Consider the following 14,962-nt stretch of genomic DNA (forward strand, 5'->3'; position numbering starts at 1 on the left):
TCGGCGGTCGGCGCGTTGTGCCTGCGTGGCTCGTGCGATACTAGGGGGCCGCACCGTGCGGCGGCCAGCGGAACGAGTGTCGGAGCGAATGTCTTGATTGCCAGCATGACGGGATACGCCAGGGCGCAGGGGGCGGATGAGCGGCGCCGCTGGGTGTGGGAGGCGCGCAGCGTCAATGGCCGCAATCTCGAGGTGCGCTGCAGGGTGCCGCAGGGCTTCGAGCGGCTGGAGAACGTCGCGCGCACCGCCGCCGGCGGCCGGCTCAGGCGCGGCAATGTCTCGCTCGGCCTCACCTTCACCACCGAACGCTCCGCCAAGCCGCTGCGTATCAACCGCGCGTTGCTCGCCGAACTCGGCGCGCTGGTCGAGGAGGTGCGCAGGACCACGGGCGCCGCGCCGCCGTCCGCCGACGGCCTGCTGCGGGTTCGCGGCGTCATCGAGGAGGAAGACGCGGGAGAGGAGAGCGAGGAGGCCCTGGCGGCGCTCGACAAGGCGCTGCTGACCACGCTCGACGAGGCGCTGAAGGCGTTGGCGTCGGCGCGGGCCGCCGAAGGCAAGGCGCTGGCGTCGGTGATCGGCGGCCACATCGAGGAGATCGACGGGTTGTGCGGGCGTGCGGCCGATCGGGCGCAGTCGCAGCTCGGCACGGTGCGCGAGCGCTTCGACGGCCAGCTCCGGGAACTGCTCGAGCGCGCGCCGCCGCTCTCGGAGGAGCGCTTTGCCCAGGAGGTGGCGCTGCAGGTCGGCAAGGCCGACGTGCGCGAGGAGCTCGACCGGCTGGCCGCCCACATCGCCCAGGCGCGTTCGCTGCTGAAGGATGCCCGGTCCGACAACCCGGTGGGGCGCAAGTTCGATTTCCTGTGCCAGGAGTTCAACCGCGAGGCCAATACGCTCTGTTCCAAGTCGGCCGACATCGAGCTGACGCGCATCGGCATCGATCTGAAGGGCGCCGTCGAACGCCTGCGGGAGCAAGTGCAGAATGTCGAATGAAGCGATCCAGCGCCGCGGGCTGATGCTCGTTCTCTCCTCTCCCTCCGGCGCCGGCAAGACGACACTGTCGCGGCAGCTGCTCGACAACGACTCCCAGATCCAGCTCAGCGTGTCCTGCACCACCCGCCAGAAGCGGCCGGGCGAGCACGACGGCGTGGACTATCGCTTCATCGACACATCGAGCTTCAGCGGCATGATCGAGCGCGGTGAGTTCCTCGAGCACGCGCGGGTGTTCGGCCACTACTACGGCACGCCGAAGGAGCCCGTCGAGCGGGCCTTGAGCGCCGGCAAGGATGTGCTGTTCGACATCGACTGGCAGGGCACCCAGCAGCTCAAAGACCCGGCAAAGAAGGTCAAGGGCGACCTGGTGACGGTGTTCATCCTGCCGCCGTCGACGCGCGACCTGGAGAAGCGCCTGCTGACGCGCGCGCAGGATTCGAAGGAGATCGTCGCGCAGCGCATGGGCAAGGCCGCCGACGAAATGAGTCACTACGCGGAGTATGATTACGTCATCGTCAACCGCGACATCGGCACGAGTCTGAGCAACCTCAAGGCGATCCTCACCGCCGAGCGCCTGAAGCTCGAGCGTCAGGTCGGGCTGTCGGGGTTCGTCAAGGCGCTGCGCGAGGGCCGCTGAGCGCGTCGGCGAGGGCGACGAAAGTGGCGACCTCGAGCTCCTCGGCGCGCGCCGTGCCGGCGACGCCGAGCCGCGCCAGCACCGCTTCGGCATCGTCGAACAGGCCGGCGAGCGAACGGCGCAGCATCTTGCGGCGCTGGCCGAAGGCTGCCGCCGTGACGCGCTCGAGCGGCGCGAGGTCGGCGAGGCGCTCCGCCGCCGGCCGCGGAGTCAATCGAACCACGCTCGACGTGACCTGGGGCGGGGGCACGAAGGCCGACGGCGCAATGTCGAACAGGCGGCGCACCTCGCAGACATGCTGAGCAAGCACGGACAGGCGGCCATAGTCCTTGCTGCGCGGGCGCGCGGCAAGGCGGTCGACCACCTCCTTCTGGAACATCAGCACCATGTCGGCGACGGCGTCGGCACGGTGCAGCCAGCGCACCAGCAACGCGGTCGAGACGTTGTAGGGCAGGTTGGCGACGATGCGGCGCGGGGCGGGACCGAGGTCCGCGACGTCGAGCTCGAGGGCGTCCGCCTCGACCACCGCGAGGCGCCCGTCGGCGGCTTGTTTGAGTTCGCTCAGAGCGGCGATGGCGCGCGGATCGACCTCGATCGCGACGACCCGCGCCGCGCCCTCCATCAGCAGCGCGCGGGTCAGCCCGCCGGGACCCGGCCCGACCTCGACGATGGTGCCTCGGTCGAGCGGCTGGGCGGCCCGGGCGATGCGTCGCGTCAAGTTGAGGTCGAGCAGGAAGTGCTGGCCGAGCCTCTTGCGCGCGTCGAGGCCGTGGGCGGCGATGGTGTCGCGCAGCGGCGGCAAGTCGTCGACGTTCAGCGTCAGTCCCCGCGTCGGCGTGCCATGTCGTCGGCCATGTCGATGGCGGCGATCAGGCTCGCCGGATCGGCCGTGCCGGTACCGGCGATGTCGAGCGCCGTGCCATGGTCGGGCGAGGTGCGCACGAAGGGCAGGCCGACCGTGACGTTGACGCCGCCCGTGAAGTCGATGGTCTTGATCGGGATCAGCGCCTGGTCGTGATACATGCAGAGCGCGGCGTCGTAGCGTTTCCGCGCGGCGGGATGGAACAGCGTGTCGGCCGGTGCCGGCCCCTCGACCGCGATGCCTTCCCGGCGCAGCGCCTCGATGGCCGGTCGGATGATGCGCGTCTCCTCGTCACCCATCGTGCCCTGCTCGCCGGCATGCGGATTGAGGGCGGCCACGGCGAGGCGGGGGGCCGCAATGCCGAACAGGGCCGTCAGGCCGGCTGCCGCGACGCGACCCGCCGCGACGATGGCCTCGGTCGTCAATGCGTGCACCGCCTCGGCCAGCGAGAGGTGGATGGTGACCGGCACGACCCGCAGTTCGGGGCAGGCGAGCATCATCGCCACGGGCTTGCCACCCGCCAACTCGGCCAGGAACTCGGTATGGCCGGGATGGCGGAAGCCCGCCTCCTGCAGCGTCTTCTTCTGGATTGGATTGGTCACCATGCCGGCGATCTCGCGGGCCTGGGAGAGCCGCACGGCCATTTCGATGGCCTCGAGAGTGGCAGGGGCGTTCGCCGGATCGGGCCGGCCGGGCCGGCAGGCGGCCCGGAGCCGTACCGGCAGGACCGGCAGCGCGCCGGCGAAGACGCCGGAAGCCTCGGCGGCTCGCGCGATCGTGCGGACCGGGACCGTAAGCCCGAGCCGGGCCGCCAGGGCGGACAGCCGCTCGGGGTCGTCGAGGGCCAGGAAGGGGCGACCGCCGCCACGGCGGGCCTGCCAGGCCCGCAGGGTCAGTTCGCCACCCACACCGGCCGGCTCGCCCATGGTGACGGCGAGCGGCAGAGGGGCGGTCATTGCCGGATATCGACCGTGGCGAGCCGCCGCAGGTCGCGCATGTAGCGGCGGGCTGCCGCCTCGAGCTTCTGGATCAGGATCTGTTGGGAAATGGCGTCACGGGTCGGCAGGCCGTCGGTACCCTCCTTGCTGCACAGGGCCACCACCTGGAGCCCCTCGGCAACCCGGAAGGGGCCGGCCGTACCGCCGGGGGCGAGACGCGGGATCTGCTCGAACATCTGCGGATTGCTGCGCAGGTCGCCGACCCGGATGCCATTGAGGTCGCCCGTGGTGGCGCCCTTCAATTCGCGGGCCCGCTGGTGAAGGTCACCGCACTGGCGCACGCCGGTCAGGGCCTTCTGCGCCTCGGCCATGGCCTCGCTGGCCTCCCGTTCGCTGGCATTGATCGGCAGGGCGAGCGTCATCTGAACGAGGTTGAGCCTGACATCGTCGGGACGCGCCGTGGCGAACGGCCGGCGGTCGATGACGTAAAGGATGTGCCAGCCCGAGGGCGAGCGCACCGGATCGGATGGCTGGCGCAGCGGCAGTTTCTCGATCGCCGCGTCGAGTGTCGGGTCGAGAGATCCCGGCAATATCCAGCCGAGGTCGCCGCCGGCTTGAGCCGTGGCACCCTGCGAGAACTGCTGGGCGACAGCGGCAAATGGCGCGCCGCGGCGCAGTTGCTCCATGATGCGGTCGGCCGCCCGCCGCGCCTCGTCGGCCTGATCGACCCGGTCGATCGGCACGAAAATCTCAGCGACGCGCGATTCCGTCTTGCCGACATTGCCGCGGATGCGGGCAAGAGCATCGTCGATCTCGCCCTCGGATACGTCGACCTGCGGGCGCACCCGCCGGCGGACGATCTTGGACCAGGCGATCGAAGCCTCGATCTGGTGGAGGGCGATGTCGTAGGGCACGCCGATGCTCTGGACGTATTGACGGAACTGGCCGGGTGCCATGCCGGCGTTGCGCTCGATGTCGCCGACGCGCTGGTTGATCTCGGCCTCGGTGGCGCGCAGGCCGAGCCGCCTGGCGTCCTGGATCTGCAGGCGTTCGTCGATCATCTGGCGCAGAATCTGCGGGCGCAGGCGCTGACGAAGATCGGGTGAATCCTGGAGGCCGGCGGTCCGGATGGCGAACAGGATACGCTGGTCGAGTTCGAAATCCGTGACCGCGTCGTCGTTCACGCGCGCGACAACGCGCAGACTCTGGGACGCGGCCAGACCGGGTCCGAGGGCGAGGATGACTACGAGGATGGCGCGGAGCAACAGCGCTGACATTGAACCGATGCGATGCCGGAGGGACCTCCATTATATTCGGAGGCCGCGATGCCGCAACGGAACTGCAAGCCGGCCGTGGTATCCTTGACGGTATGGGGCGAGTGGTTTAGCCCGATTGCCGAACGAGAATGCCGCCACGCCTGCCATGGATACAGCCCGCCGACCGATTGTCAGACTAAGCGCGTGGGACATGATTGCGTCAGGCGTAGGCTATCATCTGGACAACATGGGGCGCTGGCTGATCGAGCATCTGCCGGCGGTCGGCGCCGCTTATGCGGCGCTTCTCGCGCCGGGTATCCCCCGCATCGCGCAGCGCCCCGGGTGGCGTTTTGCCGAGGAATACTACGATCAGCGTCGCTGGCTGGCGTGCCGGCGCGGCGCCTTGTGGGAGGCCGCCTCGAAGAGCAGCATCGACGTGCCGCTGATCCTGCCCTGGCATGGTGGAACCATGGTCGACGTGACCCTGGGCAACGACAACAGCCTGTGCCTGTATGTCTGCGGTTCGTTCGAGCCCAACGAATTCGCCTTCCTCGATCGTTTGCTGCAGCCCGGCATGGTGTTCGTCGACGTCGGCGCCAACGACGGATATTACTCGTTGTTCGCCGCCCGCAAGGTCGGCCCGACCGGCCACGTGGTCGCCATCGAGCCGAGCGAGCGCGAGCGCCTGAACCTCGTGCGCAACCTCGAGCGCAACGGCATCCGCAACATCACGGTCGTCGAGGCGGCGCTCGGCGCGACGCGCGGCATGGCCGATCTGCGGCTGGCCCACGGCGTGCATTCCGGCCACAACACGCTCGGCAAGTTCGCGCACGACGACGTCGTCGCTGCCAGCCTCGAAAGGATCCGGGTCGAAACCCTCGATCAGATCGCGACCGACCTGAAGCTGACCCGGCTCGATTTCGTGAAGATCGACGTGGAGGGGGCCGAGGCGAGCGTGGTGGCGGGTGCGGGCGCGGTGATCAAGCGCATGCGCCCCGTCATGCTGATGGAAATAAACGACGGTGCGCTGCGGGCGCAGGGCCATAGCGCCAAGGCACTGCTGTCCATGCTGCGCGAGCAGTTCGGCTACGAGATCCTCGTGTTTTCGCCATCCAGCGGGCTGCTGGTGGCCATGACCGACGACGAGCACCTGTCGTCGAACGTGGTCGCCTGCCCTACGGAGAAGCTCATTCAACTTCCCGGGGGACGGCTAGCGTGAGGCCAGGAAGTGTGAAGGCGGCAGCGGATCGGCTGAGGTCGTGGGCGATAGATCACGCGCTTCCGCTTTGGGCCACACGTGGCTTCGACCGCGAGCACGGGCGCTTCGAGGAGCGTTTGACTCTGGATGGTCGGCCGGTCGTAGACGTCCCCATTCGCCTTCTTGTTCAGGCACGCCAGATTTATAGCTATGGACTCGCCGCTCGCCGGGGCTGGTATCCAAAGGCGGCCGAACTCGTCGAGGTCGGCTTCGCCACCATGCGGCGGGAGTATCACCGCCCCGACGGTGCCGAAGGTTGGGTATGTGCGATTCATCGCGATGGCTCGATCGCCGACGCCAAGCGAGATTTGTATGCTCTCGCCTTCGTCTTGCTTGCAGTTGCATCATATGTACAGACGACGAATAGGAGGGAGGCACTCAGCATCGCCGATGAGACGCTCGACTTCATCGATGCGGCGATGACCGGACCCGTTGGCGGCTATCTGGATGCGCTTCCCGCAACCGACAATCTGCGACGCCAGAACCCGCACATGCATCTGTTCGAGGGTTTGCTGTCGCTATGGACGGCTTCGGGCGACGAACGCTACCTACGTCGCGCAAAGGAGCTCGTTGGACTGTTTCGGGATCATTTCTTCCAGCGCCCTCACGGTATACTCGCAGAGTATTTCGACGAACGCCTTGAGCCGGCTACGGGAGTCAAGGGTCGCATTTGTGAGCCCGGCCATCACTACGAATGGGTGTGGCTCTTGCGCTGGTTCGAGCGTGCGAGCGGCGAGGTCCTGCGTCCGTTTTGCGATGCGCTCTACTCGCACGCTGATCGCCACGGTTATGACGCCGCCGGCCTAGTTGTCGACGAACTGTTGGATGACGGCACAGTGCGCACCGCTTCGCATCGCGCCTGGCCAATGACGGAAGCCATCAAGGCCAATGTTGTCGAGGCTATGTCCGGCCGGCGGGGAGCGGCGGACAAAGCAACGGTATTGGCGGGGAAGCTGATGGACCAATTCCTGGCGCGCGGCTTCGTCGGGGGGTGGATGGACCGGGTCGATGCCGACGGGAAGCCCGCCACCGATTTCATGCCGGCGAGCACCCTATATCACGTGCTTTGCGCAGTAGATGAATTCGACCGACTTTCTGCGACTGTGTAGCCTATGCCGCTGTCGGGGGCCAAGCCGCCGAGCCGTGCAATCGCCCGCCACATTTCGAGTGCTTCGGAAAGGCGGCCCAGCGCCTCATAGCGGTTCGCAAGCTTTCGATACATGCTCGCCTTGACCGTTGCTTGTGGCGGCGGCGGAAGCAGTATGTCGGCATTAGGAGAACGGCGTCGAACAATGGCCAGCAGACCGCCAAGAATGTTCGATCGATCGGTCTGCCGCCCATGCAGCGGATCAGTTGAGAAACGGCTGAGGAATTCTCTCGTGATCCGATGGACCGTGCGTGCCGTCTCTGGTCTCCCTACGCTGAGCGCGTGTTCAATGAATCGTCGCGCATTGCCCCAAGCGAATAATTCACGGTAGGAAGGGGAATCATCGACGAGCCCTCCTGATCGACATACAATATCGATGTGCTCAAGACGGCCAGCGAATTGAACCGCGACTTCCTCTCCGTTGTTGCTGCTCTGGCCAGGATGTGCCGCATATTTGGCAAGAGTTTCTGGCGTGTAGAGTATCTGTCGTACTGTTGCCAGGCGACACCAGAGCTCGAACTCGACACATGTCTTGCCCCATTTTGCCGAAGTTAAGCCTGCATCGATCAACGCGCTTCGTCGAAAGAAACTCGAAACGAAGTACGGCGTGTAGTCGCACATCAAGTAGTCTATGAAATTGAAGGGGCCGCTTCGCCAGAACCCAGTCTCGCGGCCCGCAATGTCTGTAATGATCGCGTCTCCCGTGATCGCCCCGGCTTGAGGATTGGCGAGCAACACTCGAACCGCATGCTCCACCGCATTTGGGAGCAATTCTTCGTCGGCAAGGCAGGAACCAATAAATTCCCCTTGGCAGCGGTTCAATGCGCGCCAAAGGCCTTCGTTGGGTCCGCGGTCGGGTGCCGAGACTAGCTTGAGAGTCGAGCCGAGGGCGCGCAACTTTTCCAGCGTGCCGTCGGTAGAGACAGCGTCTTGTACAACAAACTCGATGTTCGTCCACGTTTGGTTGCGAACGCTGCGCAGAGCGCGATCGATTGACGCCGCACCGTTGCGGACAAACATCAAAATCGAGACGAGCGGCGCCCCGTTGCCGCTGGCATTCATCTCGGCGCTACCTTCCTTGGTCGCGTTCCGATACGATTGGATTGGTTATCGGCCACCAGATACTCAATGCCGGATCGTTCCAGGCGATGGTGAACTGCCCAGAACGATCGTACTCGGTGGTTTGCTTGTAGTGAAAGATTGCCGTTTCGCTCATCACCAGGTGGCCATTGCCGAATTTCGGCGGCACCAACACCTGCAGGCGATTGGTGTCGGACAGCGTGAATGAGGCCCATTGACGGTACTGCGGCGAATCCGGGTCGTTGTTCACGACAACGAAGTAAAACGTGCCCTGCAGACAAGAAATCAGCTTCCAAGTCTTGGAATCACCGTGTATCCCGCGCAGCACATGGCGGTACGACATGGAAATATCATCTTGGATGAACTCGATGGGAATTCCAGACGAATAGTAGGTGTTTTTGTTATAGGTTTCTACGTAGTGTCCACGAAAATCCTCGAAGATCGTCGGGGGCTTAATCAGAAGAACGGACTTGAGCTTCGTGGGAAAGACTTCCATGGCTCCTATTCCTGGCGATAGATGATCGTGGAACCGGTGAACTCCGCGTGTACCGGGACGCGCACGAGATGTGCCAAGGCCTCGCGCACGCGAGGCTGATGCTCCGGCGGCACAACGAAGATCATGAAGCCCGCACCACCGGCGCCGAGAAGCTTGCCGCCCAGTGCGCCTGCTCGCATGGCATCGTCGTAGATGCGGTCTATCGTGGACGTGCTGATTGCGTTGGTGAGACTGCGCTTGAGGGTCCAGGTCTCGTGCAGCAGACGGCCGAACGAGTCGAAGTCGCCGCGACGCAGCATCGCGACGGCCTCGGGCACCATGGCCTGCATCTGCTTGAGCGACTTGGTCTTCTCGTCGAAATTGCTGACCAACTGCTTGGCCAATGCCGTCGAAAGCCGGCTCGTCCCAGTGTAAAAGACCATTAAGCGGCGTTCGAACTCGTTGCGCTGCTCGTCCGAAAGTTCCAGCGGATCGACAGCGAAGTCGCCGTTCGGGTTGAACCTGATGACGTTGAAGCCGCCAAAGGCGCTGGCGACCTGGTCCTGGCACCCCACGGTCTCCTTGAGCTTGTTCTGCTCAAGATCGATCGCTTCCTGAGCCAGCTCTTGCTTGTCGATCGTCTTGCCGCGCATGGCGTGAAGCACGTTGATCAATCCCACGGCGAAGGCGGAGCTGGAGCCGATGCCGGAGCGCGCGGGAAGGTCTCCCTGATGATGGAGTTCTACACCCTCCTCATCGTCAAAGTTCGCTGTTTGCAGGCCAGCCCTCACGGCCGGATGGAGAATCTCGGAGATCGCCCCGACGGTCTCGATGTGCGACCACACGATGCGGTGTCGTATACCGAAGAAGGGTGGCAGGTGCCGGCCGGTGATGTAGCAGTACTTGTTGATAGCCATGGAGAGCACGGCGCCGCCGTGCACTCGATACCAATCGGGATAGTCAGTGCCGCCGCCGAAGAACGAGATTCGGTAGGGCGTACGCGAGATCGCCATATGCATCGGGCGAGATAACCTTATTGCGAGAAATGCCTCAAGCGAAAGCTGCGGCGGTTGCGCTACCGTGTCAGGAAACGGTTGCCCTCGGCGCCGATGCGCCTGCGCCAGTAGTCGAGCAAGTCGCGTAACGTCTGCTCATAGGGAATTTCGGGCTTCCAGCCGGTGTGAGCCTCGAACTTGGCTGTGTTGGGGATCTGCAGGTCGGCATCGATCGGCCGCAGGCGGTCGGGGTCGACTTCGACGCGGATCTGCTCCTTGCAGGGAGAGAAGGAAAGCAGGGTGTTGAGAATGTCACCAACTGTGCAGGAATGCCTGCCTCCGATGTTGTAGTAGGCGCCGGGCGTCGGCTTCACCGTGACGAGCATGTAGTATGCACGCACCGCATCGCGCACGTCGGCCACGGTTCGAAGCGACTGCAAGTTTCCCACTTTGACGACAGGTGGAATGAGGTTCTTCTCGATCATGGCGATCTGCTTGGCGAAGGTCGATTCGGCGAACACGTCGCCGCGCCTGGGTCCCGTATGGGTGAACATGCGGGTAGTCATTACGGTCATGTCGTACGCTTCCGCATAGAAGCGTCCCACGAGATCGGTCCCAACCTTGGAAATCGCGTAGGGGGAGGCGGGATGGAAGGTGCACTCTTCGTCGATCGGCAGTTTTTCCTTGGGGACACGACCGAAGACCTCGGACGAGGCGCAGACGTGGATCACCGCTTTGGGGGCGATGGTGCGTAGCGCGTCGAGGACCCGCACCGTGCCCTGGATGTTGGTGTCCATGGTATCGATCGGCGCGTCGAAGCTGGTGCGTGGAAAGCTCTGCGCCGCTAAATGGAAGACGTAGTCTGGTTTCGACGCGGCGATGGCTTCTCGAATTGAGAGCGTGTCTCTGAGGTCGCCGTAGAGCAGGGAGATCCGATCCTTCGAGTTGATGCGGCCGATCAGGTTGGAGAGATTGTCGAGAGGGCTGCGCCAACGACACAATCCGACGATCTCCCAATCAGTCTTGTCGAGTAGGTATTCGGCCAGGTGCGACCCGACCATTCCAGTGATACCCGTGATGAGGGCCCGTGCGCCCATGCTCTAACGATCCTTTCGATGTTCAACTGCGTTCGCTCTTGCTGGCGATGCGCTACCACAGGGGGAGGGTTGTCGCTAGTGCCAGCACACTATCGAATCGCCACGCATCGGTTGATTTGAAAGCCCAATCACGGCAATTTTGACGATGGAAGGCGTCTCGAGTCTGGGCGTGAGGATGGTCGTGATGCATGGGTAATAGATTCAAGAAACTCTTCTCGCGGGCCGCTGTTCAGTCCAAGGATCATCCACCGTCCGCTGCTCCGCTTCGCAGTCATACCTTGCGTGACAATTACCGACTGACACGGGAGCAGCACGTTTACTGCCTGTCCGTCATTGATCGCATTCAAGGGCTGTATGAAGGCGCTCCCGAATATGTCGATCATCGAGGACTCGACAGAGAGTTGTACTTTCCAGGTAATGAGTGGGCTGACATCATACCGGTTTCAGGGCTTCGTTTCCGTCGGGCGTACAACGATATAAACTACTTCAGGCTCATTAGTCCGTTCGCGGGCTTCCATCTTGTCTTCCTCGATCGAGCTGATCAGCGCTTGCATGCCGAGCCATGGAACGGCGACGTGCTGAGCAATATGCTGGAACAAGGGATAAGCGATGAGATTATCGCGTTCCTCGCAGACAACGTCGTTCCAGCTGACCGCCTTACCCGCTGCTGGGGTATCGATGGGAGAGTGGTGTCATGTGCGGACGAATACCGCCAGTATGTCGGCAATGTTCCGCCACGATACATTGTGAGAACGCCACGTCTTTTTGGAGAGATCGGCGTGGAAGTAAACGGACTGCTGGCAAATCCTGATATTGTTCTTTGTCAATGTAGGCTCAATGGCATGTTGTGTTCCGGCGTGTTCGACAAGCTCGATTCGGACATAGCCCGAAGAGGCCGCGTGCGCGTCCTGGAAATCGGACCGGGGTACGGCCCGCTCGGGCAGGCTTTGAGGGCGATCTATGGCGACAAGCTCGAATACATTGCTGTCGATCTTCCGGGTGTTCTCTACTACCCCGCAGTTTATCTTTCGACGCTGGCCAACGGTGAAGGATGTCATGTGCTCTTGCCCGGCGATGCCGTTCCGGAGAGCTTCAACTTCCTGTTCGTTGGAAATCATCTGCTCGAGGAGCTCGGCGACCGGCTGGGCCCCATCGATCTGGCCCTCAACACTATGTCGTTTCCGGAGATGTCGGCGCAGCAGGTCGGCTACTATGCGAAACTGCTGAAGAGGTTGCTGCGGCCCGACGGTATCGTGTTCGAGGAGAATGCAGCGCTGAAGCCGCATCATACGGACAGCAAGGCGGTGCTGGCAGAGGTGTTCCCGTGTCGAAAGAAGGTGTCATCCGATATCGTCCTGACGAAGAACTGGTGTCAGGATGTCTGGAGTAGCCGCTACGTGCCGGAAGTCATGAACTGCACGGACACGATGCTGCTTCGATAGCAGCTTGACCTTTAACGCGGCGACCGGCCGCCATATTCTGGATAGAGCTACACGGCGCTGGACGGCGCAGGAGAGCAAGTTGCTGAAGATCGAGAACAAGAGACCGAGTGCTGAATGACCGGGCTTGTCGTCAATCTAGCGCCCATCATGACAGAGCATCTTGTCAGCGAGCGACGTGTGTTCGCAGCCCAACCATTGGTGATTTTCGACGTTGGCGCGCGTGGCGGTGTCAATCCCGAGTGGGCAGTGTTCGGTGACCAATTACAGGTATTTTGTTTCGAGCCGGACGAGACTGAATGCAAGCGTCTGACGACCAACGCGCCCCCCCAGATCAAGTATCTACCGTACGCGCTTGGACGATCCTCAGGGGCCGCGACTCTCTACGAGGCCGAGCTCCCCGCCAGCAGCAGCCTCTACAAGACCCGGATGGAATATTTCGGCCGGTTTGTGAACCGCGACAACGGCATGACGGTGTCGGAGCGCAAGATCACCGTTAGGACGCTTGACGAAGTTGCAGCCGCAGCTCGCATTTCCTATGCCGACTTCATCAAGCTGGATACCGAGGGCGCCGAACTCGATGTACTCGTCGGCGGCAAGAACACGTTGAATTCGGGCGGGGTACTCGGGATCCTCAGCGAGATCAGATTTCATCAGGAGATCAACCAATCACCGCCGTTTGCCTCGCTGGATGAACTTTTGCGAGAGCAAGGCTTCCGGCTCTACGATATCCACGCCAATCGTCACAGCAGGCTGGCATTGCCCTATCCGCAGCGGGCCGAGTATCGGTTGCCAACGGGCGAGCGTTTCTTCGCTTATACGACGCGCGGCCAGGTACAGGATGGCGATGCACTTTACTTTCGCGACCTGCTGCTTTCGTCCCCCAGATCGCCGCTCAGCGTCCTGAAACTGTGCTCCCTGATGGAGATCTATTCACTCGGCGACTGCGCAGCGGAGCTGATCATTGCGAACAAAGAGCGTTTGCGGTCGATTGCCGATCCGGAGAAATTGCTGGATTTGCTGGCCTCCGGCATTCGCGGCAGCACGGTCAGCTATCGGGACTATATGGCTGAGTACTTCGCACCGCAGCTGCCACCCGGCGATGTCATGTCGATTGTGTCCAAGCATGCTTCGGGGAACGTCGAGAGTGCGGCGCCAAAGTGGGCCGGCCTGGTTCAACGCATCGCTCGGCGCTTTCGATTGCGCTAGGCTCGTGTTGGTGCACTAGGCTTTGTCGATTTTGATTTCGGCTGTTTGTTCCAATATTGTGTCGGCGATTTTGTAGGACCTGCCCCGAGGCTGCTTTGGCGAGCCAGACGACCATGAGCAAGGACGGCGGACAGGTGCTTCGTTTTGCTGGCGCGTCAATCAAAGACCTAGGAGTATAGCATGCGTGGTCGTCGCATCCGGCGTCGAGCCGTTGCCCGCGCCGGAGGATAGTTCATGATGGCGGAACTGCAGCCCACCCATATCTATTCGAAGCCAGCATTCGACGGAGTACCACCGGACGACGAACTCCTCCTGGCCATTCACAAATACATCGGCGCGTACTGCGACAAGTATCACCGGTTCGCGTTCGATCCCGCCAATCCGGCTGTTCGGCTGCACGAGCCGACTTTCGGCGCCACCGAGATCGTGGCCGCGGTCGACGTCCTGCTCAGCACGCGAGTCACGATGGGCCCCAAGGTGCGGGATTTTGAGCGCGAGTTTGCCGAAGCATTCACGTTCGCGCATGGTATCACCAACAATTCGGGATCTTCCGCCAATCTCCTGGCGGTTTCCGCGCTGTGCAATGTCGCGACGAAGAATCGCCTCCAGCCTGGAGATGAGGTCATCGTGCCGGCGCTGTGCTGGTCGACGACGGTATGGCCGTTGATTCAGCACGGCTTGGTCCCGGTTATCGTCGACATCGATCCAGCCACGTTCAACATCGATCCGGCCGAAATCGAAAGGGCGATCGGTCCGCGAACCCGCGCGGTCATGCCGGTGCATGTCTACGGCAATCCCTGCAATATGGCCGCCCTTTCGGACATATGCCGCCGGCGCGATCTCATCTTGATCGAGGATTGCTGTGAAGCACTGGGTGCCTACTACGATGGGATACCGGTCGGCAAGTTCGGTGCCGTTGGGACCTTCAGCTTCTACTTCTCACACCATATGACGACCCTGGAGGGTGGAATCTGTGTGACGGAGAGTTTTGAACTCGCCGAGATGATCCGTATCCTGCGAGCCCATGGTTGGGTGCGTGAATTGCGAGAGCCACAAGCGTTCTACGAAAGATACCCGGACATCGATAGGCGATTCCTGTTCGTCAATCAAGGCTACAACCTGCGTTTGACAGAGCTGCAGGCGGCATTTGGTTTGGTGCAACTGCCGAAGCTGGGAGGCTTCGTCGATGCGCGACGGACAAACACGACCGAATGGCAAGGAGCTCTTGGCCGGTGGTCGGCTTTCTTTCATTTTCAGCAGGAGACGCCCAAGGCGCGCAGTTCCTGTTTCGGCTTTCCCTTGGTGTTGAAGGAAGATGCGCCGTTCCGGGTCGCCGACATCACTTCATTCCTCAATCAGGCGAACATCGAAACCCGTCCGATCATATGCGGCAACATTGCGGCGCAGCCGGCAATGCACCTCTACAGGCACCGGGTGGTGGGAAACCTCGGCCACTCGAGCAACGTCATGGAGCGCGGCTTTTCGTTCGGCAACCATCAGGCGGTCGATGAGGCCGCCCGGATCTACGTTACCGGCAAGTTCGAAGAATTCATGAAGGCGCGAGGGTTGGCTTAGCTGT

General features: G+C 62.6%; 14 protein-coding genes. 7 read left to right on the forward strand and 7 right to left on the reverse strand.

Annotated features, from left to right (window positions below):
• Window positions 1-105 precede the first annotated feature (105 nt).
• Together KIT25_10440 and gmk are read left to right on the forward strand one after the other, a co-directional pair.
• Window positions 106-990 (forward strand): YicC family protein, encoded by an 885-nt coding sequence (locus KIT25_10440; GenBank protein ID UYN97317.1) that lies wholly within the window; start codon window positions 106-108, stop codon window positions 988-990.
• Entirely contained in the window at window positions 980-1,627 is a 648-nt protein-coding gene (gene gmk, locus KIT25_10445; protein UYN97318.1) for a guanylate kinase, read from the forward strand. The genes KIT25_10440 and gmk overlap by 11 nt, the downstream gene beginning before the upstream one ends.
• On the opposite strand, the gene rsmA is transcribed toward gmk, so the two are convergent.
• Genes rsmA through KIT25_10460 form a run of 3 tightly spaced genes read right to left on the reverse strand, consistent with a single transcriptional unit; the run spans window position 1,602 to window position 4,704 of the window.
• Complete coding sequence (gene rsmA, locus KIT25_10450; protein ID UYN97889.1) at window positions 1,602-2,450, reverse strand: 16S rRNA (adenine(1518)-N(6)/adenine(1519)-N(6))-dimethyltransferase RsmA; 849 nt, start codon at window positions 2,448-2,450, stop codon at window positions 1,602-1,604. The two genes, gmk and rsmA, sit on opposite strands and share 26 nt — an antisense overlap.
• Complete coding sequence (pdxA, locus tag KIT25_10455) at window positions 2,447-3,445, reverse strand: 4-hydroxythreonine-4-phosphate dehydrogenase PdxA (GenBank protein UYN97319.1); 999 nt, start codon at window positions 3,443-3,445, stop codon at window positions 2,447-2,449. The genes rsmA and pdxA overlap by 4 nt, the downstream gene beginning before the upstream one ends.
• On the reverse strand, window positions 3,442-4,704 hold the full coding sequence (locus tag KIT25_10460; protein ID UYN97320.1) for a peptidylprolyl isomerase: 1,263 nt from the start codon (window positions 4,702-4,704) through the stop codon (window positions 3,442-3,444). Before KIT25_10460 ends, pdxA begins: the two co-directional genes overlap by 4 nt.
• Before the next feature lie 226 nt (window positions 4,705-4,930).
• On the opposite strand from KIT25_10460, the gene KIT25_10465 reads away from it, so the two are divergent.
• Together KIT25_10465 and KIT25_10470 are read left to right on the forward strand one after the other, a co-directional pair.
• Window positions 4,931-5,902, forward strand: a complete 972-nt coding sequence (locus KIT25_10465; GenBank protein ID UYN97321.1) for an FkbM family methyltransferase — start codon at window positions 4,931-4,933, stop codon at window positions 5,900-5,902.
• A gap of 11 nt (window positions 5,903-5,913) precedes the next feature.
• Complete coding sequence (locus KIT25_10470; protein UYN97322.1) at window positions 5,914-7,050, forward strand: AGE family epimerase/isomerase; 1,137 nt, start codon at window positions 5,914-5,916, stop codon at window positions 7,048-7,050.
• On the opposite strand, the gene KIT25_10475 is transcribed toward KIT25_10470, so the two are convergent.
• From KIT25_10475 to KIT25_10490, 4 genes are read right to left on the reverse strand one after another with little or no spacing between them, the layout of a single operon-like run.
• Window positions 6,999-8,150: a glycosyltransferase gene (locus tag KIT25_10475; protein ID UYN97323.1), complete on the reverse strand. Its 1,152-nt coding sequence runs from the start codon at window positions 8,148-8,150 to the stop codon at window positions 6,999-7,001. The two genes, KIT25_10470 and KIT25_10475, sit on opposite strands and share 52 nt — an antisense overlap.
• Window positions 8,151-8,157: 7 nt before the next feature.
• Window positions 8,158-8,664 carry a dTDP-4-dehydrorhamnose 3,5-epimerase family protein gene (locus KIT25_10480; GenBank protein UYN97324.1) on the reverse strand — a complete coding sequence of 169 codons (507 nt, stop codon included), beginning with the start codon at window positions 8,662-8,664 and terminating at the stop codon, window positions 8,158-8,160.
• A gap of 5 nt (window positions 8,665-8,669) precedes the next feature.
• Complete coding sequence (locus KIT25_10485) at window positions 8,670-9,662, reverse strand: kinase (protein ID UYN97325.1); 993 nt, start codon at window positions 9,660-9,662, stop codon at window positions 8,670-8,672.
• A 56-nt stretch (window positions 9,663-9,718) separates the two neighbouring features.
• On the reverse strand, window positions 9,719-10,735 hold the full coding sequence (locus KIT25_10490; GenBank protein UYN97326.1) for a GDP-mannose 4,6-dehydratase: 1,017 nt from the start codon (window positions 10,733-10,735) through the stop codon (window positions 9,719-9,721).
• 188 nt (window positions 10,736-10,923) lie between these two features.
• Here KIT25_10490 and KIT25_10495 point away from each other — a divergent pair, with 188 nt between their 5' ends.
• From KIT25_10495 to KIT25_10505, 3 genes are all read left to right on the forward strand, one after another.
• The gene (locus KIT25_10495) at window positions 10,924-12,177 is read left to right on the forward strand and encodes a putative sugar O-methyltransferase (protein ID UYN97327.1); all 1,254 of its coding nucleotides are present in this window, start codon (window positions 10,924-10,926) and stop codon (window positions 12,175-12,177) included.
• Window positions 12,178-12,291: 114 nt separating this feature from the next.
• Window positions 12,292-13,383, forward strand: a complete 1,092-nt coding sequence (locus KIT25_10500; protein UYN97328.1) for an FkbM family methyltransferase — start codon at window positions 12,292-12,294, stop codon at window positions 13,381-13,383.
• Window positions 13,384-13,617: 234 nt separating this feature from the next.
• Entirely contained in the window at window positions 13,618-14,958 is a 1,341-nt protein-coding gene (locus KIT25_10505; protein ID UYN97329.1) for a DegT/DnrJ/EryC1/StrS family aminotransferase, read from the forward strand.
• Window positions 14,959-14,962 lie beyond the last annotated feature (4 nt).

This window comes from Enhydrobacter sp. (assembly GCA_025808875.1).
In the GTDB taxonomy this organism is placed as follows: domain Bacteria; phylum Pseudomonadota; class Alphaproteobacteria; order Reyranellales; family Reyranellaceae; genus Reyranella.

What these genes read in the sequence shown, in the direction of transcription:
- KIT25_10500 (UYN97328.1), top strand. Translation starts at nt 12,292, where the DNA reads ATGACCGGGCTTGTCGTCAATCTAGCGCCCATCATGACAGAGCATCTT.
- KIT25_10505 (UYN97329.1), top strand. Translation starts at nt 13,618, where the DNA reads ATGATGGCGGAACTGCAGCCCACCCATATCTATTCGAAGCCAGCATTC.
- gmk (UYN97318.1), top strand. Translation starts at nt 980, where the DNA reads ATGTCGAATGAAGCGATCCAGCGCCGCGGGCTGATGCTCGTTCTCTCC.
- KIT25_10475 (UYN97323.1), bottom strand. Translation starts at nt 8,150, where the DNA reads ATGAATGCCAGCGGCAACGGGGCGCCGCTCGTCTCGATTTTGATGTTT.
- KIT25_10440 (UYN97317.1), top strand. Translation starts at nt 106, where the DNA reads ATGACGGGATACGCCAGGGCGCAGGGGGCGGATGAGCGGCGCCGCTGG.
- KIT25_10480 (UYN97324.1), bottom strand. Translation starts at nt 8,664, where the DNA reads ATGGAAGTCTTTCCCACGAAGCTCAAGTCCGTTCTTCTGATTAAGCCC.
- KIT25_10465 (UYN97321.1), top strand. Translation starts at nt 4,931, where the DNA reads ATGGGGCGCTGGCTGATCGAGCATCTGCCGGCGGTCGGCGCCGCTTAT.
- KIT25_10485 (UYN97325.1), bottom strand. Translation starts at nt 9,662, where the DNA reads ATGCATATGGCGATCTCGCGTACGCCCTACCGAATCTCGTTCTTCGGC.
- KIT25_10460 (UYN97320.1), bottom strand. Translation starts at nt 4,704, where the DNA reads ATGTCAGCGCTGTTGCTCCGCGCCATCCTCGTAGTCATCCTCGCCCTC.
- KIT25_10490 (UYN97326.1), bottom strand. Translation starts at nt 10,735, where the DNA reads ATGGGCGCACGGGCCCTCATCACGGGTATCACTGGAATGGTCGGGTCG.
- pdxA (UYN97319.1), bottom strand. Translation starts at nt 3,445, where the DNA reads ATGACCGCCCCTCTGCCGCTCGCCGTCACCATGGGCGAGCCGGCCGGT.
- KIT25_10495 (UYN97327.1), top strand. Translation starts at nt 10,924, where the DNA reads ATGGGTAATAGATTCAAGAAACTCTTCTCGCGGGCCGCTGTTCAGTCC.